This window comes from Streptomyces sp. NPDC023723, assembly GCF_040639815.1.
In the GTDB taxonomy this organism is placed as follows: domain Bacteria; phylum Actinomycetota; class Actinomycetes; order Streptomycetales; family Streptomycetaceae; genus Streptomyces.
In genome coordinates this window covers 1-23,695 of sequence record NZ_JBFAAP010000071.1, presented here as the reverse complement: position 1 = coordinate 23,695, position 23,695 = coordinate 1, and the positions used below count along the sequence as shown (strand labels likewise).

Annotated in this window: 14 protein-coding genes and 1 pseudogene; 2 read left to right on the top strand and 13 right to left on the bottom strand. The window is 69.0% G+C overall.

Annotated elements, in window-relative coordinates; all coding sequences use genetic code 11:
* Positions 1-11: 11 nt before the first annotated feature.
* Positions 12-2,267, bottom strand: a complete 2,256-nt coding sequence (locus tag AB0G32_RS36740) for a hypothetical protein (RefSeq protein WP_361173976.1) — start codon at positions 2,265-2,267, stop codon at positions 12-14.
* Positions 2,268-2,747: 480 nt separating this feature from the next.
* Here AB0G32_RS36740 and AB0G32_RS36735 point away from each other — a divergent pair.
* Positions 2,748-3,526: pseudogene (locus tag AB0G32_RS36735) on the top strand (IS5 family transposase); the annotation flags it as partial.
* Positions 3,527-3,691: 165 nt separating this feature from the next.
* Here AB0G32_RS36735 and AB0G32_RS36730 read toward each other — a convergent pair.
* From AB0G32_RS36730 to AB0G32_RS36715, 4 genes are all read right to left on the bottom strand, one after another.
* Positions 3,692-4,762, bottom strand: coding sequence for an ATP-binding protein (locus AB0G32_RS36730; RefSeq protein WP_361173973.1), 1,071 nt, complete (start codon positions 4,760-4,762; stop codon positions 3,692-3,694).
* Positions 4,759-7,137 (bottom strand): transposase, encoded by a 2,379-nt coding sequence (locus AB0G32_RS36725; protein WP_361173970.1) that lies wholly within the window; start codon positions 7,135-7,137, stop codon positions 4,759-4,761. Before AB0G32_RS36725 ends, AB0G32_RS36730 begins: the two co-directional genes overlap by 4 nt.
* A gap of 4 nt (positions 7,138-7,141) precedes the next feature.
* Positions 7,142-7,759, bottom strand: coding sequence for a hypothetical protein (locus AB0G32_RS36720; RefSeq protein WP_361173967.1), 618 nt, complete (start codon positions 7,757-7,759; stop codon positions 7,142-7,144).
* A 358-nt stretch (positions 7,760-8,117) separates the two neighbouring features.
* Positions 8,118-9,095, bottom strand: coding sequence for a TniQ family protein (locus AB0G32_RS36715; RefSeq protein ID WP_361173964.1), 978 nt, complete (start codon positions 9,093-9,095; stop codon positions 8,118-8,120).
* Positions 9,096-9,297: 202 nt separating this feature from the next.
* Here AB0G32_RS36715 and AB0G32_RS36710 point away from each other — a divergent pair, with 202 nt between their 5' ends.
* A complete protein-coding gene (locus tag AB0G32_RS36710) occupies positions 9,298-9,501 on the top strand; it encodes a DEAD/DEAH box helicase family protein (RefSeq protein WP_361173961.1) in 204 nt (67 codons plus the stop codon).
* A gap of 10 nt (positions 9,502-9,511) precedes the next feature.
* On the opposite strand, the gene AB0G32_RS36705 is transcribed toward AB0G32_RS36710, so the two are convergent.
* From AB0G32_RS36705 to AB0G32_RS36670, 8 genes are all read right to left on the bottom strand, one after another.
* Positions 9,512-13,024, bottom strand: coding sequence for a Helicase associated domain protein (locus AB0G32_RS36705; protein WP_361173958.1), 3,513 nt, complete (start codon positions 13,022-13,024; stop codon positions 9,512-9,514).
* Positions 13,025-13,039: 15 nt separating this feature from the next.
* Positions 13,040-14,098 (bottom strand): TniB family NTP-binding protein, encoded by a 1,059-nt coding sequence (locus tag AB0G32_RS36700; RefSeq protein WP_361173955.1) that lies wholly within the window; start codon positions 14,096-14,098, stop codon positions 13,040-13,042.
* Positions 14,092-16,221 carry a Mu transposase C-terminal domain-containing protein gene (locus AB0G32_RS36695; RefSeq protein ID WP_361173952.1) on the bottom strand — a complete coding sequence of 710 codons (2,130 nt, stop codon included), beginning with the start codon at positions 16,219-16,221 and terminating at the stop codon, positions 14,092-14,094. The genes AB0G32_RS36700 and AB0G32_RS36695 overlap by 7 nt, the downstream gene beginning before the upstream one ends.
* Before the next feature lie 29 nt (positions 16,222-16,250).
* Positions 16,251-16,928: a TnsA-like heteromeric transposase endonuclease subunit gene (locus AB0G32_RS36690; RefSeq protein ID WP_361173949.1), complete on the bottom strand. Its 678-nt coding sequence runs from the start codon at positions 16,926-16,928 to the stop codon at positions 16,251-16,253.
* 381 nt (positions 16,929-17,309) lie between these two features.
* Entirely contained in the window at positions 17,310-18,740 is a 1,431-nt protein-coding gene (locus AB0G32_RS36685) for a hypothetical protein (RefSeq protein WP_361173946.1), read from the bottom strand.
* Positions 18,741-18,743: 3 nt separating this feature from the next.
* Entirely contained in the window at positions 18,744-19,295 is a 552-nt protein-coding gene (locus AB0G32_RS36680) for a sigma-70 family RNA polymerase sigma factor (RefSeq protein WP_361173943.1), read from the bottom strand.
* A 400-nt stretch (positions 19,296-19,695) separates the two neighbouring features.
* Entirely contained in the window at positions 19,696-22,362 is a 2,667-nt protein-coding gene (locus AB0G32_RS36675) for a Helicase associated domain protein (protein ID WP_361173940.1), read from the bottom strand.
* Between the two features lie 37 nt (positions 22,363-22,399).
* On the bottom strand, positions 22,400-22,915 hold the full coding sequence (locus AB0G32_RS36670; RefSeq protein WP_361173937.1) for a hypothetical protein: 516 nt from the start codon (positions 22,913-22,915) through the stop codon (positions 22,400-22,402).
* Positions 22,916-23,695 lie beyond the last annotated feature (780 nt).

The following is a 23,695-nucleotide window of genomic DNA, read 5'->3' as shown; positions in this document are numbered from 1 at the left end:
CGCGAGGCCCGTCACCCGGCTGAGGAGTCACGCAGCTCGCGGGACAGACCGGCCACGATCCGCCGCCACTGGCGAGCCTGGGCACGGGACGAGAACCACGCCTGGACACTTCGCGTATCGAGATCGCTGAGCCCCTCCAGCGTGGTGGCGAGGTGTTCGCGGTTCGTTGACCGGTGCCGCACCCTGGCACGGACACGCTGCGCGAGGTAGTGCAGCTGATGCGCGGCCCGGTAGTAGGCGACCTGGGGGTCGGTGAGGCGGCGCACCGCGTACCCGCCGCACTTGCTGCACGGGTCGAACTCCTTGTTGTCCAGCAGTTCCTCGATGATCACCATCTCGTCGTGGTGGTCGACCCCGCCATAGGGGCGCCGGTGCGCGCAGCCGGGGGAGTGGGCCCGGCCCTGGTAGCGGCCGGCCGCGTCCGTGGTGTAGGCCTGTACCGAAGCCAGGACACCCAGGGGAAGGCCCGAGCCGGGCCAGTCGTTGTCCGAGTCGGATTCAAAGGGCTCCAGGTCCAACTGCTCCATTGCCAGCAGACCGTTCCAGACGTCCGGCGTGAAAGGACTGCGCAGATGTCCCCGGTCGTCGTATCCGCCAGCCTCAAGATCGCGCAGGTCTGGCACCGAGCGGGCCAGGGCCAGGGACCTCAGCGCCTGGCCGACGTCCGGGCGCCCTTCGCACAATCGCACGAGCACCCGTTCGCCCTCTGCCGCGCTCAGGCTGCGGCCGAATGCCTCATCGTGCGGGTCGTACACACGGGCAGTCCACACGCTTGCGCCATCAGGCTCGCCTGCGGACATGGCCTGTAGGCGGGTCGCGAGCAGAGCTTCGGGCAGGTCGCTTGCGCCGGCGAGGATGACGCCCTGCCATCCGGCGGCGCACCGCTGCTCCAGAACACTCAGCGCCACCACCTCTACGCCGGTGCCGACACCGACCACCGCATACAACTGTTCCGCGTCGGGCGTCGTGCTGCGCAGTGCGCGCAGATGCTCCGCGGTCAGCAGGCGGCGGCCATGGACCGGCGTGTCGTCGAACACCCCGGGCAACAGCCCCTCGTCCGCCCCAAGCGACGGCTCCGCCACGGCCACGCATGTCGACGCGTCCTGGTCCAGCACTTCGTAGTCGAAAACGGACTGCCGCGACAGCAGGCACGCGGCCACTGGCTCTGGGACCCGCACCGTGACGGCCAGCCGCGCCCCCCAGTCCACGGCGACCGTGAACGAGGCGAGCACTCCCTGCTCCCACTCACTCAGCCGGTCCGTGAACGACCCACGGCTGCCGCGCTCCGCCAGAGCAGCGTCGGGAACGCGCGCGACGAGCACACGCCCGCCTCCCTGGCCGGCCATGATCGACCGCGCAGCCTCCTCCCACGTGCTCAGCAGCACCCGGGCTCGCTCCAGCATTGGGTGATATCCCTTGCGCCGGCTGCTCATTCCGCTCGCCAGGTCGTGGACGAGGTACTCCTGCTCGCGCGGGTAATCCCAGCTGTCCTCCACCTTGCTGTGCCACCGCCGCCACAAGGACGTCAACTTCGCTGCCGCCTCGGCAGGGGTCCCCAGCGGGGCAAATGCCGGGTCATCGGCGGGGACGCCAGGCTCCTCCATGGCCGATACCGCTGCTGCCAGCACGAGCGAATCCGGGGCGACCAGCCGTGCGGCCTGGGCACGCAGCGCCTCCAGATGGTCGGCCTTGCGCTGAACTCCTGCCTCGGCCCAGGGCCTCAGCCAGGGGAACAGGTCCAAGACCTGGTACACGCGGGTCAGACTGGTCAGGGCGTCGAGCCATTCAGTGAAGACGGTCTCACGCACGTGGCGGGCTTCCTGCAACTCCTCCCAGCGTTCGCCCTCCGCTTCGTCTTCAACTTCCTTCTCACCGTCGGCAGGGGCATTCTCCTCGCTGCCCGAAGCGGCCCGGAAGAGCACGGATGCCGCCTGGCCTACTTCTTCGTCGCTGTATGAGTCCTCGTCCGCCTCGTGACAGCGGTCCAGTTCATACAGCAGCCCCAGACCGGTCACCGCATCCATGAAAATGGCCAGAGCCGTGCCGGGACGTGCCCAGGAGCCGTACGCCGTGCACTGGGGACAGAGTCGGCCGACCGTCGTAGCGTCCAGTCGCACATCCCGCTCGGTGACGCGCGCCGAACGCAGATAGGAGCATGAGGATTTGGTGTGCAGCTTCGATTGCTTGCCCTGAGCCGACCACACGGTGACGGCAACGCCTTCGAACGGACCGAGCGGCACATCAGGCGTCAGCAGACCGTATGTCATACAACCTCCCCCATAGCGGTGGTACTTGAGCCTAGCCGTGGCCACTGACACCGACCCGCGAATGCCTGCCGACCGGTCTGAGAACGTACCCGCAGTCTTCGGCCGGTGGACGACAAGCAGCTCGAGGTTGGACCAGGCATGGCCCACCTCGCTCGGCTGGTAACGAGGCGAGGATGCCCAACACTGTTCGGAGATTCCGGCTGAGCACGAGTGACGGCTGCGCAGCCCCAAGCTGTCCCGGCGACCGCGTACTTCACTCGGCTCGAGGCCGTACCGGCGCGTGCCGCGAGCACCTTCAGGTGGGGGAGGAGTCACGGACAGCCCGACAGAGACGGCAACCGGCGCAGCCGGCAGCGCTGCCCGCCGAGTCGTACGCGAACGTCACCAGGCCACCGTAGCGAGTCCGGTCACGGCAACAGCTCTGAGCAGTGCGCGGAAAGCAGCGGCCCCCGGACTCCTCGGCCTTGTTGCTCGTTGGTCTTGGCGTGGGGAAGAGGGAGTCGCGGCCGTGGATCGTCGGACGAACTCTGGTCGCTCATCGAGCCGTTGTTGCCCAAGCCAGGTCCGAAACTGGTCGAGGGCAGACCGCGGGTCCCGGACCGGCAGGCGCTGTGCGGGATCCTGTTCGTGCTGCACACCGGCATCCAGTGGGAGCACCTGCCCCAAGAGCTGGGCTTTGGCTTCGGAACGACGTGCTGGCGGCGCCTGGCCGCCTGGAACGAGGCCGGCGTGTGGGACGAGCTGCACCTGGTGCTGCTGAAGAAGCTGCGGGCCGCCAAGAAGCTGGACTGGTCGCGGGCATTGATCGACTCCTCCCACGTCAGGGCGGGCCCGGCGCGGCCCAAAAGCGGGCCCAGCCCGGTCGACCGCGCACGGCCGGGCAGCAAGCACCACGTCCTCACCGACGGGCAGGGCATCCCGCTCGCGGTGTCGCTGACCGGCGGAAACCGCAACGACGTCACGCAGTTGCTGCCCCTGCTGGACAAGGTCCCCGCCGTGGCGGGGGTCGCCGGCGGCCTAGACGCAGACCCGAGGCGCTTCTTGCCGATCGCGGTTACGACCACGACAAGTACCGGCGCCTGCTGTGGCATCGCGGCATCCGCCCGGTCATCGCCGAACGAGGCATGGAACACGGCTCCGGCCTGGGTGTTTTCCGCTGGGTGGTAGAGCGCACGATCGCCTGGCTGCACGGCTTTCGCCGCCTGCGGATCCGTTGGGAGCGACGTGACGACATCCACGAGGCCTTCCTCGGCCTCGCGACCTGCCTGATCACTCACCGACACGTCCAACGCCTTTGTTGGACCTCTAAGGCCCGGCAGACCGGCATCCTCGTGCGGAGCCCATCCGGCGGGGCCCCGCAGCGTTGCTGCGGGAGGCGCCGCGCCGCCGGTGAGAGAGCCGCCCCTACAGAGGATAGGGGCGGGCTATCGGCTGTCGCCGCGGCCGATGCGGATATCCCCCAGGAGCTGTTTGGTGATGGCTTCCGGTTTGTCCTCGGTGGCGGTTTCGATGGCTTCCTGGGCGGCCTGGCAGATCAGGTCGCTGAGGGAGGCGATGTAGCCGCCGGTGCGCTGGTGCAGGTACTTGGAGAGTTTCAGCAGGGTGCCGGGCTTGTGGTCGTACAGGCACAGGTCTTCCTCGAAGCCTTGGACGACGCTGTGCCAGTCGTCGCCGTAGGGGATGATCCCCGCCCACAGCATCGGAAGGTCGCTGAAGTAGGTCTTGCCCTTGACCACGTCGGGCAGGTTCTTGCGGCGCTTGTCGTAGCGGGCCTCGTGGACGATTTCGCGGGCGCCGGTGCCGCAGAAGATGAACGTGACGTTGGTGCGGTCCTGCAGGGCCTCGAAGTAGCTGAAGGCGGCCGCGATCTCGTTGTCCTGGATGCGGTTGATGCCGTCGATGAGGACCAGCCGTGTCTTCGCCTGGCGCATCACGTGGGCGACGGGCTCGGTCATGTCGGCGGTGCGGCGGTTGCGGTCGTCGGGATTGAGGGTGTGGTTGAGACCCAGGAACTCGGCCAGGGGCAGCGACCAGTGCAGATTGCTCTCCCGCTCTGGCGGGACGGTGACGTAGATGACCGGAATGCGGTTGGGGTCAGCACCCAGGTCCGATTCGATCAGGCCCTGGAAGCCGCGGCCGATCTGCACCAGCAGCGTGGTCTTGCCGGTGCCGCGGTCCCCGTCGATGATCATGTCCGTGGCGCGGCCGATGCTGCGGAAGCGGTTCTTGCGCAGCTGACGCCGCGCATCCAGCAGGCCCCGCCACAGGGCCGGGGTGACCACGGGCAGCATCTCGGCGTGGTACATCAGGCGCGGGTCCCGGGGCCCGACCTCGGTGCCTTTGGGCGCCCAGTCGGCGCGTTCGAGCGGGGCCAGGCGGCGGGAGGCCGTAAGGTTCCAGCCCTCCCGGGTGGTCAGCAGTGGAGGGTCGACGGGCTGGGTCACGGCCTCGGCTACGCCGGGGCCGAAGACGCTGATCAGCTTTTCTCGGTTCATGATGCTTCTCCGTCGTCTTCTTCGGCACCGGGCTCTGCGGTGGGGGGCGGAGCCGGTCGGGGCAGGGGTGGCGGCTGGGTGATGCCGAATACCTCGGCCGCGCCGCCGCGCAGGCTCAGCGCGCCCGTCCTATACGTCCGGGCGGGTTCCTGCACCCCCTTGCCGCTGGTGGCCGCGGGCTGGCCGGCAACGGCGGGTTCGACGTCCGTGTCGGTCTCCGTGCCCGGATCATCGGGCGGCGGGGGAGGGGCGGGGCGGGGCGCGTGCAGGATGTGCTCGGCGGGCATGGTCAGCGCCGGGGCCCGCACCACGGTGGCGGGGTCGGGGTCGGGGACGCCCTCGTACGGGTCGGCCGCTGGTACGTCCAGGTCGAGGGCCGGGCCGGTGAACAGCTGCGGCACCCGCACAGTGTCGGGGTCCGGGCCGCGCCGGGCCCGCTCGCGCAGACGGGACACCTCGCGGGCGATGCGCCGCTGATCCTCCTTGTGGCCGCCGTCCTCGAGCACGTTGAGGGTGGCCTGCTCCCAGGTCCACTCGGTCCACTCGTCGCCGATGAGCCGCTGGTGGATGAACTCCGCCTCCACCCAGTCGTCCTGGTGGTGGTTCCACAGCCACACGAACCGCGGCGCGTAGGGGCTGTAGCGGATCTGCCAGCGCCTGCCCTGTCCGGGAATCTGGGTGAGCCGGTTCTTGTACTCCTGTAGGGCCTGGCTGTTGTAGGTGCGGTTGCCGATCCTGACGCCCTTGTCCGTCACCTTCAGATGGGTGAACGGCAGCAGCTTGCGGTTCTCGTGCGCCGTCAGCACCAGCGGCACATGGCCCTCGGCGGCCACCAGCGTGGCGTACATGCGGTTGGGGCTGATGGTCAGGCCGGGCAGGAACGGGCTGCGCAGCCCGTCGTGCGGTTTTTGCTGCCAGTCCAGGGCGATCCACTCATGGAGCAGGTCCTGCAGTTCGTTCAGGCTCCACAGCGGCCCGTCTGTGATGTGTTTGCCGCGCCGCCTCAGATCGGAGCCGGTGTAGCCGGCGACGTACTGCGAGAACCGGCGTTTGATCGCGTTGAAGGTGCTCTCGATGATGGCCTTGTCGGTGGCGGTGCGTTCCCGCGCCGGGCGGACCTTGATGCGCAGCATCCGGCACACGTCGTCGAAGTGCTCACTGTTGAAGATCTTGCCGTGGTCGACGACGACCATCCGCGGGCGGATCACCGGCCGGGCGGCCGCACCGGCCATCCGCGGATCGCACGCCACCAGATCCGCGTACGGCATCTCGGAGTGCTCCGCCAGCGCCTGCGGGGACCAGCCGGGCCGGGCCGGCATCGGGGCCAGGGCCTGGGCCAGCATGAGCACCGCGTCGAAGGAGCGGGTGGCGCGTCCGCCCAGCCGCCGCCCCCGAGGCCCGCGGCCCGGCACCTTCGGCACGATCATCGCGCCGATGATGGTCCTCGATGCCACGTCGATCGCTGCGGTCAACTCCACCTGCACGGGCCGTCCGTCATCGCCGATCGCGATGATGTCCAGGCCGGTGGAGTCGATCTGCACCTGCTCGCCCAGCCGCCGCGCCAGGGTCGGCGTGTACGGGGGCACGGCACCGTTGGCCTCGTCCAGACGCCGGTCGGTGGGCCAGTGCAGAGAGGCCACGTTGATGCCCAGCCGCCCCAGCAGCCGGTAGAAGGTGGCCCTAGAGATCATCAACTCGTCGTACTCGGCCTCGTGCTCACGCCACACGGCGGCCTGCAGCCGCTCGTATAGCCGGCTGGCGTCCCCGTCGGATTCCCCGAGCCCCGCTGTGACCTCCGCCAGCAGCAGCTTGACCACCCGCTCGTCAGTGCGCCCCCAGGGCGAGCCCGGCACGATCTCGCGGATCAGCCCGAACACGCCGCGCGCCTGATACGCGCGCCGGCGCCGCTCGATCGTGCCGGCCGAGGCATGCCGAAAGCCCAGCGTCCTCATCTCCGCGGCCTTGGCGGCCAGACGCTGGCGCACGGTGAAGCGAGCGGGGTCGTAGCCGGGGCGCGGCGCCGCGCCCTCCTCGGCATCCGGGGGCACCCCCTCGTCGATCTCCCGCAGATGCCGCTCCCAGTCCCGCACCAGCTTCGCATCGGCCTCCGACAGCAGGGACAGGCGGCTGGTGTCGGTCACCTGTTCCCGTTCGAGTTCCTGCAGGTACTCGTCCAGGAGAGCGAAGTCGTCGGCGCCGACAACGGCCTCGACCAGGGCACGGGCGTCCGTTCCCTGTTCGTCCAGGCAGCCCAGCTGCACTTGTGCACCCTGCAGCACCAGGACCCGGTAGGTGCCGCCCTGCCAGCGCAGCCTCGCCCCGAGCCGCAGCCCGGCCTGCTCTTGTGTGTCCGCCTGCCTCACGGCTGTTGCCATCCCTTTATGCCTCCTCGGCATCAGCCGCCTGGCTGGCCCACACCGGCGAGGTCGGTAGCAGCGGCTTGGTCCAGTCACATGTCAGCTCGCCCGTCCACACCAGATGCCAGGCATAACCGGGCGCCTTCAGCCCAAGGCCCGAGGCGAGGGCGCCCGCCTGCAACGGGCGCGGGGCGGCGAACACCTCCAGCAGGACCTCGCGGACATGATCGTCGGGGGCGAACTCTGGGCTGCTGAAGTGCGCGGCGTTTTCCAGTGAGGACCGCAGCACCCCCTGCGGCACCTGCAACGGACGTATCTCCCAGCCCGCCTCGTCGCCGGCCTGCCGCAGCACCCGCTCCTCCACGCCCGACTCGTCGCGGGGCGGGCGCGAGAAGACCAGCCTGCGGCCGTCGCGGGTGCGGGCGACGAAGGCAGGCTCCACGGTGCCGTGCCGGCCCTCCAGCTCCCAGTGCACCTGCACCACACCGGACTGGAAGCACACGATGTCCGCATCGAAGTCGAGGAGCATCGCCGCGTCCATCTGCACCGTGCTCGTGCACCACACCGCCTGCCCGGTGGCGGCCGAGGCCCATTTGGTCAGGATGGAGCGGCGGCCTTGGTAGGCGCGCGGCTCGGACAACGGCTGCCGCTCCTCCAGCGGCACGCCCCGCACCCCAGCTGGCTCGTCGCGGCACGTGCGCCCTGCCGCGCTGCGGTATTGCACCTGTATGTCCATCGGCCAGGACAACCCTTCCGCACCTGCTTCCCACAGGCCACGGCGGGAACGGCGCTGGACCGATGCTAGGCGACAGGCAGGACGTTCTGGCAGTTCGCCTGCGCAATTTCTGCCCTCTGGCGGCTGCTCCTCAGCGTAGGCGGCGCGGACGGAGGGCTTGCCGCCCGAGGGCTGCGGCAGCATCTCCCTTAACGTTTCGCCGGCCGGGCCGCACCGGCGGTGCAGGGGCACGATGTCTGTGCGTCTTTTCGCGTGCATGCAGTCAGCCGTAGGGGCGGGGGCCGCGGGCCAGGATCTCCCAGGAGACACAGGTGAGTTTGTCGACGGGGGCCATCTCGGGCACGGCGGGCTGATGGGGCAAGCGGGGCTGCCGGTAGTGTCGGGAGGGCGGGCGCGCCGCACGGGTGAGCGGCAGCGGAGGAAGCTGCAGCGGCTGATGCCGCTCGCTCCACGAGTCCAGGGCCAGGCCGAGCTGCCAGCCCAGATCGCTGCGGGCCTCCTCGTGCCAGTGACGGTAGTCGTCGTGTACCAGCCGGCCATCCAGACGGAGCCGCTCGAGTCTGGCCATGCGGTACGCGACGGTGACCGCGGTGGGCAGCAGACGCAGCGGCGAGGTCCGGCTGCTGCCCAGTCGTGGCAGGTGCACAGCAGGGTGCGCCAGGACCGCGAAGGCGTCGGCGACCAGCAGCCGGCCCACCGGGCCCAGCCTCTTCACCAGCCGGAGTCTGCGCAGCTCGGCCCGCAGGACGTGCGGGCCGGGCGACAGGTCGATGAAGGGCAGCCGACCCTCGCGGGAGATGTCGTGGAAACGACCGTGCTGGACGCAGATGTGCCACGGGTCCGGGCGGATGAGCCACACCGGATCCAGCACACCGCGACGGGCCGCGCACAGCGCACACCCGCGCACCAGGAACCCGCTGTGCGGCCGCCACGGCCACTTGTACGCCGCAGCCCCCGACCCGTCGGGCAGCAGATGCTCGTCCCGCAGGCTCGCCAGCGCCCGCAGCAGCTGATCCAGCGGGCGCCCGACCATCTTCGCCAGCCGCTGGCGCGCAGCGGCGTTGAAATACAACTCGCTCTGCCAGGGCTCGACATCGGCGGCGGAGCGGCCCTCGCCCACCGTGGCCAGAAGGTGGGAGACGGACTGCCCGTGGCGGGCGGCCAGCCGCGTCACGAAGGAACCGGTCGACTCGCCGTCCACAAGAGGCACCCGGTAGGGCAGCGGCCGTATGAGCTCCACCACTCACCTCCACCGCACATCGTGCCCGCGCAGGTGTCCCGCTCCGGCGGGAGTGCGCTGTGATCTCGGTAACGACTTTCCGAATCAGCTTTGAACAGCAGACGTCGCTGACGCAAGGTCGATCCAGCGCCCGCCGCACCGTCGCCTGGGGAGTGCGGCCGGGCCGTGCTGCCTGCTTAGCCCCGCGAAGGGAGCCCAGGCTGTGGCCGAGGCACGGGTCAAACAACTACGGGTCCACCAGCGCGAAGCGTACGATGCCGCGGTGCGGGCCCTGTCCCGCATGCCCCGGGCCACGATCATCTCCGCCACCGGCACCGGGAAGACGATCACCGCCATCCGGATCGCCGAGCATTTCGCCGGGCAGGTGTCGCGGTTCGTTGGTTCTGATCGGTGTCTGGGGTGTTGAGCTGGGCTGATCAGTTGGCTGGTTGGGTCCGGCGGTGTGGTGTGTGCTGGCGAGTGGTTTGGCGTTGCTTGCGGGCCCCGACTGGGCGGGCTTGTGAGCTGCGGGTTTCCTGCTCTGGGTTGGTCTTGTGGGTGTTGATCAGTTTGGTTGGCTGGTCGGTCAGTTCGGTTGGGTGGCTGTTGTAGCGGCATAAGGGGGTGGGCCCGTGGATGCCGATGGTGTTCAGGAGGTGTTGTTGGTGGGGGTGGAGCTGGTCCCAGGCTCGCTGCTGGGTGCGGATCCATTTGATGGTCTGGTTGGTGAAGGGGTGGCCAGCACTGTGGTGGGTGTGGGCTTGGTGCCAGCTGTGGTTCCAGGTGACCCGCCAGGGTGGGTTCCACCACGGGTCGAGCTCGGTGAGTTGTGGATCGTGGAGCCAGGGGTTCCCGGTTCGTTTCAGGTGGTCGTGGGCGGCTCGGCGTTGTTTGTACAGCCACCATCCAAGGGGGAAGCCATCGTGTTCGGTGCGGTAACCGGCTGAGGTGAGGTTGCCGTGCTGGGCGGCCCAGGCCCGGGCGTAGGGCAGGCCGGCGTTGAGGGATGAGGGTGGGTTCTTCAGGCGGGGGCGGACAGAGCGGGGCGGTTGAGAAGGCTTCGGTGGTGGGGCCAAGGCGTGGGCGTGTTCGCTGGTGAGGCCGATCTCGGCGAGCAGCTGTTGCTGTTCGGGGTGGAGGCTGTCGTAACTGGAGCACTGGGTGAACAGCCATTTCGCTGTCACCGACGGGAGTGCGTCGAGGCCGGCCGTGGTCGCCAGGCAGCGGCCGGTGGTGTGGGTGCGTGCGGTGTGCAGGGCTTTCTGCCAGCGCATTGGCCAGGGTGGGTTCCACCAAGGGTCCAGTGCCGCCAGGGCCTGTGCGCGGTCGTCCGGGAGCCGTCCGCGGGCGGCGCGTTTGCGCTGGTGGGCGAGCCATCTGCCCAGCGGGTAGCCGTCGTGGGGAGTGTCTGCGGTGACTGTGAGGTGGCCGTGCTGGCCAGCCCATGACGTGGCGTGGACCAGGCCGACGGCGAAGGTCGTGGCCTGGGAGATGCGGCGGGGCTGGGCGGTGCGGGCGCCTTCGGCAGTGAGACCGAGATCGGCGAGTAGTTGCCGCTGGCGGGGGTGGAGATCGTCGTAGACGGCGCACTGATCGTACAGCCACTGCCCGGTCCAGTCGGGTGTGCCGGGGAAGCCCTCCTCGGGGGCGAGGTTTTGGCCGAGGGTGAGTTGTGTGCGGGCGGCTTGGTAGCGGCGTTGCCATTTCATGCCCCAGGGCGGGTTCCAGTACGGGTCGATGCGGGCGAGGTGCTCCTCGTGCGGCCAGGGAGTGTCGAAGAGTTCGCGGTGGAGGTTGGCTTGATGCCGTTGTCTGGCGAGCCAGCGGCCGAGGGGGAAGTCGCCGTGGCGAGCGGTGCGGGGCAGGTCGAGAGTGCCGTGATCGGCTGCCCAGGCCCGGGCGTAGTGCAGCCCTGTCTCCATGGCGGGATGCCGGGTGGCCGGGTTGGGCACGGCGCTGCCCGCTACGGGTTCGGTGAAGCCGAGGCGGGCCAGGAGGTGCTGTTGGCCGGGTTGGAGAAGGTGGTAGTTGGCGCATTGGGCGTACAGCCACTGCCCGGTTCGGTCGTCGAAGTTCCGGAACCCGGCTTCGGGGTCGAGCAGAGTGCCCGCGGCCACGGCGCCGTGAGCATGGTGGTGCTCGCGCTGCCAGTCGGTGGGCCAGGGCGGGTTCCAGCAGGGGTCGATCTCGGTCAGCGTCTGGTGCAGTACCGGGTCGAGGTAGCCGCGCCGGGCACGTACCCGCTGACTGTGCAGCCACTTGCCGACCATGAAGCCGTCTTGGCTGGCCGAAGTGGGGGCGCACAGGTGTCCGTGCCGGGCGGCGTAAGTGCGGGCGTGATCCAGCGCGGTGTGGCGGACGGCCTTGATGTTCTTGCGCCGGGGCTTTGCCACACGCGCTCGCTCGGCTGTGATGCCGATTTCAGTGAGGAGGCGCTGCTGCTGCGGGTGGAGCTGGTGGTAGTCGGTGCACTGGTCATGCAGCCACTCTCCGAGGCCCTCGGGTGTACCGGGGAATCCGAGCTCGGGAGCCAGGTGGTGTCCTGCTCGGACGTGCGCTTGAGCACGGTGGTAGATGCGCTGCCACCACAGGTTCCAGGGCGGGTTCCACCACGGGTCGAGGGCGTCGAGGGCGGCGGCGCGTTCGGGAGCGAGTTCGGGTCCTGCGGCGCGCTGGTTGGCGAGCCACAGGCCGACGGCGAAGCCTTCCATCTGCACCGTGTTGGGCGCGCACAGGTGGCCGTGCTCGGCGGCGTAGGCCCGCGCATGGCGCAGCCCACGTGCGAACCCCCGGGCTGCGTCCTCGGCGCTGTCTGGGAGCGACGCAGGCTCGGGCTGTGCGGGTGTCTCGCCCCGGTCACTGCTTTCCGCCAGGAGCTGAGAAACCGGGGTGGGCCGGTGAGGCGGGGAGATGCGCCACATGTTCCGCGTCTTCGGTCTGTGCCCGGCTTGGCTGCGGACGCAGGCGCGCACCCAGGCGTTCAGCGGCCCTGTCGTGACCGCAGCGAGGCGGCCGGCGATCCACGGCCGCTCAAGACGCCGGGCCAGTTCGCCGATGAACCGGGGGACGTCGGCGAGCGAGTGCGGTTGATGCCGGCCCGCCTCGTCGAGCAGCAGCTGCTGCACCCCCGAATCGGCCAGGGCCGCGGCCAGCGTGACGGCTTCCGGATAGGTCATCGCATCCCGCGCCGCTACACGCCAGGCGAGGCCGTTGCCGTGAGCCATTAGCCGCAGCCGGTCGGGCCAGAGGGTCTCTTCCGGCCAGGCCTCGTCCCACCACGACGCCGTAACCGCCTGCGCCACAGCGAACGCTTCGCCGGCGTGCGGGCTGCGCCGCAGCAGCCGTACATGACGGCGCTGGGCCGCTGCGACCTGCGGCACATGCCGCACGTCCAGATGCCCAGGGCCGGCCGTCGCTTCGTCGACGACGGGGGCTTCGAGCATCCAGCACTGGTGCTTGACGCAGACCCGTGCGTGCGGCAGGAGGTAGCGGCGTGCTTCTTCCCGGCCCTGTGTGGCCCTCGCGGTGCAGGCCCGGCAGCCGGGGCCGGTCGGCGGGATCGTGGCTGCGGTGCGGACCCAGGCGGCCGGCCCGCTTCCCAGCCTGCTTGAGGGAACCTCCCGGTCCCAGGCGGGTAGGGCACGGCGCAAGTGTTCTTCGGGCATGCGGCAGAAGGCGGCGACCATGGCCCGGGCCTCGGTGTTGAAGACGACTTCGCCGTCGGGCCGCACGGTGAAGAGGTTGGGACGCCGTCCCACGTCCACGAGTGCGCCGATGAGTTCTTTGGCCGTGAGCCGGTAGTGGGAGGCGACTCGGCTCATGTACGACAGCGTCGTCTCACCGTGCAGCGGCGCTACCCGCACCGCACCCAAAGCCCCTGCGTGCCCGGAGAGTTCGGGCTGAGCGGGCTGTAGTGGCTGCCCCTGCCGCCCGCTGGTGGTCTTCGTCACCGCCGCTCCAACCTGTCAGGATCCCGCGTTGTGGCTGCGCGGGCGCGGGAGGCGTTTTCGGGGCGGGCGGGCTTGCTGTTCCGCGCGGATGTCGAGCTGGATGCCGGCCAGGAGCTTCTTGGTGATCTTCTCGCTGCCGTCGAGCAGGGAGGTCAGGGCCGCTTCCCGGATGAGGTGCGAGAGGCTGCCCATGACGCCGCCGGTGCGCTGGTGGAGGTAGTCGGCGTGCCGCGCCAGGGTCTGCGGGGTGTGGTGGCGAAGGCGCAAGGCTTGTTCCATGTCGGTGACCAGAGAACGCCAGATCTCGCGCTGCTCGTCGGTGGCGCAGGGCAGCGCGGTGTTGCGGATCAGGGTGAAGCGGCCGGCGAGCTGGGCGCCGCGCGGCCCGGTCAGCAGGGGAGAGGCCTCGACGTCGACGCCGGCGTAGACGAAGGTGGCGGGGATGCGCTCGCCGAGGTGTTTCATCTGGTCGGAGGTCTCCGCGCCGGACCGGGTGCGGGTGTCGAGCAGGTGGACGTCGTCCACGAGGACCAGCGTCGTCTCCAGCAGGCACAGCAGGTGGCAGACGGCGTCGGTGATCTGCGCCTGGTTCATGCGGGCCGCGATGGAGATGCCGAGGAACCGGGCGAATTCGCTGACCAGCATCTTGGGTGTGGAGGCCGGTGGCACGGCCAGGAAGACCACGGGCAGGCGCTCCATGCTGCCGGGGTGCCGACGCTGCTCGGCGAGTTCGAAGGTGCGGCCCATTTCCAGCAGGGTGGTGGTCTTGCCGGTGGTGGGCGGTCCGGAGACGATCAGGCCGCGGCGTGCGGTGCCCTGCTGGCGGCGGTTGAGGAGCATCAGGCGCCGCAGGGACAGAGAGATGCGTTCCATGGCCGGGGTGGTCAGCACCACGAACCGGGAGTGGTAGTCCAGCCGTTCCTCCAGTGACCAGTCCTCGTCGGCGGCCGGTTGGGGCTGCAGCGGGGGAGTGGCGACGAACTGCTGCCAGCCGTCTCGTGTGGTCGGCGGCGCGTACGCCGCAGCCCTCGCTCCGTCGTGAAGGGTGCTGTTGGCAGGGGCGTCTGTCACCACTGTGCTGCTTCCTGGTAGGCGTCATAGATCCGGGACGGGCGCGGAACATGGGCGGGGGAGTCTGGCCGTTCGCCTCCGGCAGGCTCGTCGGTCTCTGCGGGGCCGGGCAGATCGTCGTCCTCGTCCCAGCCGTCCTCGAACGCTGTCTCCCCTTGCTGATCCTCTTCTTCCAGCGGCGTGAAGACGCCCACCAGGCCGTAGGAGAGGGACGGAGCGGCCACGGGGTCCGGGACCGCCTGCGGCACGGCTGGTCGGGCCAGACACGCTGCGGCGCTGGCGCGCGCCGCCACCGTCTGCTCGCGGCGAGTCCCGGCACCGTTGCTCGCACGCCGCAGGAGGCGGTCCAGGGCCTGGGCGAGCTGCCGCTCGTGCTCGACGCGGTCGCCGCGGCGCTCGACTGCGGCACGGACGTGCTGCCAGGTGAAGTCGGTGAAGGGCAGGCTGACACAACCACGGTGAATCCACGGCACCTCTTCCCACCCGGTGGGCAGCCGCACCCAGATCTGATTGGGGTCGTAGGGGTTGTGGTGCACCTCCCATCTGCCGTCCGGCGCGCCCGACCGGTCCCCGCGGTGCGGATTGAGGACCTTGTGGTCGTAGGTGCGGTAGTCGAAACGGATGCCGTAGTCGTTGATGGCCACCCGCTTGATGGGCATGAGCTCGATGTAGTCATCCGCGCTCAGCGGCACCGGGATATAGCCGGTGACTCCCACGAGCGCGCCCCACATCTCGTTCGGCGACAAGGCGAGCTTCGGTGCCAGCGGATGGCGCAGCGACGCGTGCGGGCGGTGCTGCCAGTCGGTGACCAGCCACTCATCCAGCAGGTCCTGAACGTGCGCAAGCGTCCAGCACGCCTCGTCCTCAACGCGCGTGCCGCGCCGGGTGACATCCGAGCCGCTGTAGCCGGCCACGTACTGGGAGAACCGGTCCCCGATGGTGCGGAACGTCCGCTCGACATGGCCCTTGGCCGGGCCGTTGGCCGGCGGCGCCGGCTGAACGGACACCCCCAGGCTCTCGCACGCGGCAATGAAGGAATGGGAGACAAACACCGCACCTTGATCGACCACCACCGTCTCCGGCATGATCACCGGCCGGGCCGCTGCTCCTTCAAGCCGCGCATCCAACGACACCAGCCGCTCATAGGGGATGACTGACCGGGACATCGCCAGCGCCGTCTCCCACCCCGGGCGCATCCGCATGGGCGTGACCATCTGCGCCAGCAGCACCGCCGCATCCACCGATCTTGTGCCCACCGGACGCACCACCGCGGCACAGATACTGCGCGTTGCCACGTCCAACGCGATCGATAACTCGACCGACCCTGTCACCCCGTCGGCGAGGACAACCAGCACATCCAGCGGCGTACTGTCCAGCATCACCAGCTCACCCGGCCGCAGCGTCACGGTCGGGGTGAAGGGAGGGGCCGGCCGCGACGTGCGCCGCCGCTGCTGTGCCGCCGACCCCAGCAGTCCATGGCCGTCGGCGAGCGCGTGCACCAGCCGGTTGAACGTCGTCACCGGCGGTACCTCCACCGCGCCGGGACCATGGGTTTCCTCCAGAACCCACCCGACCATGCGCCGCAGCCGGCTCAGCGTGCCACTGGAGCGTTCCCGCTGTGCCTCCAGCACCTGAGTGATCGCGGCGACCACACGCTCATCGGCCCGTCCCACCACAGAACGCCTGCGCGCCGTGCGCTGGTCGACCAGCCCCCACAGCCCCTTCTCGCGGTAACGGGCCCGCATCCGTCGCACGGTCACCGCACTCGTCGGCTGCCCCGCCGCGGTCAACTCCGCTGCCTTGGCCTCCTCCCGTTCCGCCACAGTCCGCAGCGCCGGATCGAACTCCGCCCGCGGCACACCGCCCTGACCCGGCACCGGAAGGCCGGTCTCCACCTCGCGCACGTGCCGCTCCCAGGCCTCAGCACGCTCGCGTGCCTGCACAGGGAGTTCCGCCAGGAGCCCGAACGGAGGCACCCGGCGGCGGGCCGTTCCGACGAGTTCGAAGTCAGGAGCAGCGAACAGATAGCTCACCAGCACCGTTGCCGGGGAGTTGTCCGAGTCGACCAGCCGTACACGGGTCCCTTCGAGCATCACCACCGTCCAGGAGCGGTCCTCGAACCGCACCTGGCTCCCCACCTCAAGTACTGCCGCCGTCACGCAGACGCCCACTCGCCCGGGCCCGCTGTCACGGTCACCCGTTCATGCAAGGGCTCGTTCAGCGGGGCTGACAGTGCCCCGGTCCATAGGGCATGGAAGAGGGCTGGGAGCACCCTGATGGTGTCCCCGAGGTCACGTGCTCCTTCGATCAGCGGCCGAGGACGGGCAAAGACCTGCACCGTCTCTTCCATGAGCGCGGTGTTCCGGTAGCGAGGGTGCCGGTATCCCGACAGCCAGCCCAGGTTGGCAGCGACAACCGGTTCAGGAGGCGAGGCGACTCTGTACTGCCATCCCACCGCACGTGCCGCCGCTGCTATGACGTCAGCACGCTGTGCGAGCCGGGGAGAGATCTCCCCTCGCCCGGCACAGTCGAGCAGCAGACCGCCGCCGTCGCTGAACCGTGCCATCAGATGCGGCGCATGCGACACCACGGTCCCATCAGATCCCCGCCAGGACAGCTCTACAGGGCGGCATGCCATCGCCGTGACCGAAGGATCACGGTCCAGCAGCAGCACCTGGGTGCGCATGACACCCGACCCGTAGTGCACCAGCCGCCCGGTGGTAGCCGACCACCACCAGCCCGGCGCGAAACGACGGCCAGATCGCAGGGGAAACGGGCGTACCGGACCGCAGTCCTCCAGAGGGACGACACGAGCGGCCTCGCCCCACGGCATCCGCTGTTCTTCCCCGTACGGGTTTAGGAAACGGGCGCTGTACCTACAGGGATCAGCGACCGCCGGGTGCGCTGAGAAGCCTTGCCGCCACATGCACCTTCAACCGATGAGCATCCCATCAGGTAATGGCCACGCGGCGGCCTGCTCCCTCAAACGCCACCGGCCCGCCACCGCGCCGCCGATGCTCCACAGACCCAGCGGGGCCTCGGCCTCCTGCTCCGGCAGCTTCGGGTCCGAGCGCCCCCAAGACGGCAGCCCGTGCCAGCACATCTTCTTCGATGCCGCAGAGCCCTGCCAGGACCTGCCGCCCCGCAGCCCGGAAAGTTGCAACGCCGAAGACTCCCGCAGGGCGGGGGCTGGGGGCAAGCTGACCACTTCGGCTCATACCATGCTGAGGCTTGGACAGCGTTTAGGCTCGGCACGGACGATGAAGACCCCTGGTTCCTGCTGCTCTGAGGCGTGACGTACCCGCTCTTCCCAGCCAGCAGGCCAGCAGGTGCCCAGATTCCATCGCACACCTTCGAGCGGCACCCATTCCAAGTCCAGGCTGCTCAGGTCGCAGCCCTGGAAGTCGCTCCCGACCCGGGCGAGCGCTCGCTGAGCCAATTGCGTCTCGTTGGCGAGAAGCAAAATGAATCGGCGGGCGCGGGGGAGGTCGGCAGGAAGCTTATAGGTGAACCTCTCGGCCATGGCACATGCTATGGGACGGAACCGGTCATGACCGCGTGCCAGAACACGTGCTCGGGACAGTCCGTTGCAGGAGTCGCGCCTAAGGGCGTGCGCCCGGCTGCCGGCTAGGGCGAGTTCGCGCTTTTCCAGCGCTTCGGCGAGGGCATAGGCGTCGTCAGTCACCTTGGCAAGGGACCGAAGGATCTCCAAGAGCGCGCCACGCAGTTCCATCCGCGTGGTCGGAAACCAACTCTGTAGTTCTCGGGCCGCGTCCACGAGAGGCATGGGTAGTTCAGTCTGCTCAGATGCAGGTGTTCCGGAAGCGCTCTGACTGGTGGTAGGGGAACGCAAGTCCGTGGCCGCGGAACTCCCCCGTGTCTTGCGGATTCCTGCACTCGTCCCTGTATGAAGGACCGCGCTACCGGTGTTGATGCAAAAAGAAATCACTGGATAGGCGCAGTCAGCGAGCATGGTCAGTGTCTCTGGATCTTCCGCTTGAAATGGCTCGAATGAAGACAGAGCCTCTCGTGCGCTCGAAAGATTCGTGAGCTTGTTATGAGCATGATCACCCAATAGCCAGTATCGAAAAACGTCTTCCGGGCTCAGCCGGGACGCTCCAGCAGCCACTTCCCTGGCCCGCCTCGCGGCATCGAGAACACGCGCAGCGTCCCCATGCCCCCACTCGGCTGCCCGACGCAGCCAGTGGACCACCAGCAGACCCGCCTCAATCGTCTTACCCATCCCCATGGCGTCATGGATGGCAGGCCCAGAAGCATCGCCGATGGCCTGGCGTTGACACAGTTCCAAGAACACCCTTGCGAGGCGGAACGCCGCGCCGGGGTGTCCGTGATCAACCGCCTCTTCGTACCAGGTTTTAGCAGTGCCCCAATCAGTTCGCGCAGCTGCACGGTTGCCCAGGCGGTACGCGTCGTTTCCCCGCGTCGTTTTGATGGAAGCTGGCGTACCAGGTGAGCAGAGGTCACCCGGTACGCCAGTTTCCTCAGGACGGTCCCAGGAGTCGCTGCGGCGCCCGGCGGCGGCCAGTACCGCAGCGAACCCCAAGCTGCTGGGACGATAGGTGTGGGCCTCGTCGGCTACGGTTACGTCGATGTCCTTGTGCTCGGCCCCATCCATCTCATTCACCCCTTACTCACCGTCCTTTTCGAGTTCCTTGACGAGGGCGCGTCGCACGTTGGGGATGGCCTTGCGCCGGTTGGAGCGTACGGTGGCCGGGGCGACGGACAGCAGGGCGGCGATCTCCGCATCCTCGCGTCCGTCGAGCTGATGGGCCAGCGTTGCGCACTGCTTCGGGTCCAGTGCTGCGATCGCGCGGTCCAGAGCGGCCGCGACCGGTGGATCTAGGTCCGGCGAAGTGGACCTGACTCGATTGTTGTCCAACCAGTTCCTGTTGACGCGCTCCTCCCGCTGACGACGCCGGAACAGGTCACGGGCCAGATTCTTGGCCGTCTGTCGTACGTATCCAGCGGCCCGTGCCGGATCCAACTCCGCCCACCTCGGAAGGACCTTCTCGAAGGCCACCTGGACGATGTCTTCACCGTCGGCCCTCGACAGGTTGAAGTCCGATCTGAGCATCGCCATCAGGCTCGGAGCGATATTGGCATGGAGGTCTTCGCAGGCGCGGAGTTGCTCCACGGTCAACCCGTAAGGAAGCTTGACCGGACCGGGCTCGTTCACCACAGACGGCGGCCCTCCCGCTGGGCGTAACAGTGGATGGTCAAGGTACTGCCATCAGCCGCCTCTTCACGTACGGCGGTTCCAGCGCGTGTGTGCTTCAGCGCTGCTTGCAGGCGCCACCGCCGTTCACGGTCGAGGCGCTCACGGGCACGCTGGCGGAGAGCCTCAGACAGGAGCTCGGTGATACCAGCTCGGCGGAGGGCCACGCAGACAGCAGTGATCGCGGTCGTGACGACCGCCAGTATCGCGGTGAATTCTGAGGTGGTCATGTGCAGGGGCGGCCTTTGGCGTCAGTAGAAGTAGTTGGAGGTGAGGCGCGCACTCACATCTCCTACGCCTCGATCCGCCCCGATGTGCACTCCCATCCACGATTTTTTGATGTCCAACTCCCGCCTCATGATCACTACGCCCATTCCATGCCCAGCTCCTGTAGCGCGTCTAGCTGTTCCTGGGCGAGCTTGTCGCGCCTCGATTTTGTGTTCGATACCCATACGCCCAGCTTGACGGTCACGGGCTCCGTCTCGCCGTCGACCGTGATCTGTTCGCTGTGGCGGCGCGGTACCGGCCGGTGGGCACCTTCCCGTTCCACCCACTGCGCGAGGGCTGTCAGGCCGCGTTGGAACGCCTGCTGCGCCTTCGTCGGCCCCTTGGCCGCGCGTTTGGCGGCAGGGGCGCCAGACGGCGCCTCAAGCGGCTTGACGCCCAGCTTGGACAGCCGCTCCTGCTGCTCGGTCGACAGCTGGGCCCAGGTGCCCGGCTGTGTCTGCCGCTGGAGCCACCGTCCGATGTCGTCGCCGTCCATCAGCACCCCGGGTGCGATGTCGGGCAGGTGGCCGTCGGCGTCGACGAGGTCGGCGAGGACGCGGTAGTGGCGTTGCCAGTCCAGTGGCCATGGGCAGTTCCAGTCTGGGTTGATCGCCGCCAGCTGCTTCGCGCGCTCGGCCGCCCGCTCCGGGTCCTTCCCGAGACCGCCCTTCCGACGCAGGTTGGCCATGTGCTGCCCGACCGGGACCAGCTCACCCTCAGCGTCTCCCCACACAGCGTCCTGCCTCGGAGCCATGTGCCCGTGTGCACGGTGGTACGAGCGCAGCGCCGCCAGCTTCGTCTCCCAGGCTTCCTCGCCCGGTTCCCACACCATCCCGGCTTCGTCCAGCAGCTCCTTGCGGTGCGGGTCGAGTTCACCGGCGCGGTACGCGCGCCGCTGCTGGTGGGTCCAGCGCCCCAGGGGGAAAACGGTGACGCCCAGCTCGGTCTCGGTGTCATACGGAACCGCATGCAGACCTGTGATGCCGTGCTCCTCCCGCCACCGCAGCAGAGCCTGATAACCCTCCAGCCACACCAGGGACTCCGGCCGGTAGACCCGGGTGCGCAGGAACGCGGCGATGGTGCCGGCGTCGCGCGGGCTGGAGAAATGGAGCAGGGCGGACTCGGCAGCGGCCTGCATTTCGTCGTGCTCCTGGTCCTCGCCGTCGCCCTCGCCGCCGGCCCCGACGATCCGGCCCTCCTCGTCGCGCTGAACGTGCACCCGTCGCTGCTCACGACCCCGGGACAGGGCGCGCGAGGCGAGCTGTTCGACCAGGTGTTCATCATGACTGCGCAGGCCCTGAAGCACCGCTACGAGGGGTGCAAAACTGGCGCTGGCCACCATGTCCTTGGGGTCCTCGCCGGGCTGGAGGAAGACCGGCACGATGATCCTGGCCGTCTTCTGGGTGCCGTCCGGGTTCGGCCTGAGCGCCCGGCCGATGTTCTGCACGATCTCCACCTGGGAGCCGCGGGTGTCCGCGAAGCAGATCGCCTCGACTCCCCGGGTGCCGATGATGTCGACGCCTTCACCGAGAACGCGAACGCTCGCCAGGAACGCCCGGTGAACCCGCTTGCCGTCGGCGTCGACTCCGTTGGCGAACTGCGCCAGGACATCGCGCCGCTCGGACACCCGGTGGTCGCCGCACAGCCACGCCGACCACACCCGGTCCGGCCGCACATGACGGCCGGCCTCCAGCTCGTAGAACTCCGCGTCGATCGACGACGTCGGCAGCTCTTCCGCGGCCTCCAGGTCCTCGTCCGAGGCATCGTTGACGTACAGCTCGGCTGCCGTCTGCGGCAGCTTATCCGCGAACGCGGCGGCCTCCTCGACCCGCTGGTGGAACGTCATCACCGTCTTGAGGTTCCACCGGGCGGCGTGCTCCAGGAGCGCGGTCTGCAGGAGCGCCAGGCGCCGGCCCCGCAGCGCCTCTTCCGACAGCCCGGCAACGGGGGAGGGGTCGCGGATCTCCAGCACGTCGATCTCGAACCCCGCCAAAATTCCGCGCTCGATGCTCTCCGAGAGCCCGAGCTCGAAAATCCATTCGCCGTAGGGTCCTTCGGGGTCGCTTCGCATCGAAGCGATCTCCAGTTCCTCACCGTCCTTGCCCCGCTGCGGCCGGGGTGAGGCGAGGATGCGCGGGGTCGCGGTCAGGTAAAGCCGGTAGTCGACCGGGATGCGGTTGTTGTCGTGGATCGCCGACCACGGCCGACCAAGATCACCAGTAGTTCCGTGGGCTTCGTCAACTACCGCGAAGTCGAACGCGGCCATCGACTGGCCATACAGCCGCTCCCCACCCGCCAGAGCGGCCTCCAGCGGCCCACGAACCCTCCGCCGCCCCGACCAGTCCTCAGGGTCCTCACGGTCCACGAGAGAGGCGTACGTGGCGAACACGACTACCGGTCCCTTCCCGGCCCACAGCGCGAGCTGGATCGGGTTGGTGGTGGTGCGCACCCCGAGCTGCTCCAGGACGTCGTCCTTCTCCAGCGAGCACACCGCGACCATCAGCCCTGTGTGGCCGACCCTGCGCCACGCCTGGGCGGTCTGCACGAGCAGATCGAGGGTGGGGACCATGACGAGGATCCGCCCGCCCCGGAAGCACTCCAGGGCCGCCGCAGCGGCCGTGATCGTCTTCCCGGATCCGGTCGCTGACACGACGGTGGCACGCGCCCCCTGAGGGGGCACTGATGACCTTGCAGGGAATCCCACCCACTTGCGGATACACGCATTCGCGTCTACCTGGTGTTCCCTTAGCTGAATTGCAGGCATTTCCTAGCCTCCCCTTGTGGCCCTTTCTTGCGGGTCGTCAGACGGACTTGTGCGGGTGGTTGTAGGGCCGGTCATCCATCCATCGGCGGCCGTTGCACAGATGCCAGCCGCCCGGATCCCCATCCTCGGGCCTGACCTCCGGGTCGTAATGGCCGGCCTCGCGCGTGCACCAGATGACGTCACCGGTGGAGTACTCGATCGTGCGGGCGTTGCACAGTTGGCCGTCCTCGCCCAGGAGCTCCAGCACCCGGCGCCGCTCCATGGTGTGCGGGTGCGTCCGGTGCACCGCCTGACGCGCGAAGGCCCGCAGCCGCTCCAACTCCCCAGCCCCGTCCGGCGCGGGCTTCCCCGCCTGTAAGCGGGCTGACGCAGCCGCTCGCCCACGCTGCTGGAACCGGCGGTCGGCCGTGCGCACCAGGCCCTCGCTCACTGCGGCAACACCATCCGCCCAGCCCTGCGCGTACGACTCCCCCCGCGGCTCAGGAGGTTCCCAACTGCCCCGCTCCACATCGCCGTGGGCGCTTGCCAGGGCACCGGCCTCGATGGCGGACACGACCGCATCGACTTCCCCGGGCTCCAACCCGGCTACCTCTAGGAGCGCGTAAGCACGCAGTCGCGCGTTCCTCGCGGCCCTTCGGTACTCGCCGTTTCGCTGTTCAGGATCACTGCTCAACTGCATTTCTATAGGGTCTACGTGAGCTGCCATCAGGCGGTGACTCCCTCGGTGGATTGGATTTTCCGGGTGATTGGGGGGTGCCCCGTGTTTCCGCCAACGGTACATGCCGCATCAACCTGATGCACGCGCTACACTGGAACCCGACACTAACGAGCGACCCCCACCCCAGTAGCCAGCCGGGCCCGCGCCAGCGGGCCCCAAGGGACTGGAGGCGCAGCCGGAAGGACCGTCAGGCGGGGGAGCGCAGCGGACCCGCCCGGAGTCCGCAGGACTCCCCAACTCCCCAACTGGAGGCTCCACTAGCCGCACGTGACACCCTCTCAGCCGGGGGCGCGCACCGCGCGGCCCGCCGTGCCGCGCAGCGGCCGGCCCCACCGGATCCTGGAGCGCAGCGCAGGGATCCGCCCACGCATCGCGTGGGCAGCGGGAGTGCAGCGACCGCCCTCCTTCCACGCATCGCGTGGGCAGCGGGAGTGCAGCGACCGCCCTCCTTGCACATCGCGCAGCGATGTGACCCAACTCGATTGCGCAGCAATCGAGTTGCTGCGATGGGCGCAGCCCATCGCCAGCGCTTCCGCGGAGCGGAAGCGCTGCGCCCGTGCGCAGCACGGGCGTTCGCTTGCACATCGCGCAGCGATGTGGTACCCGCTCCGCGGG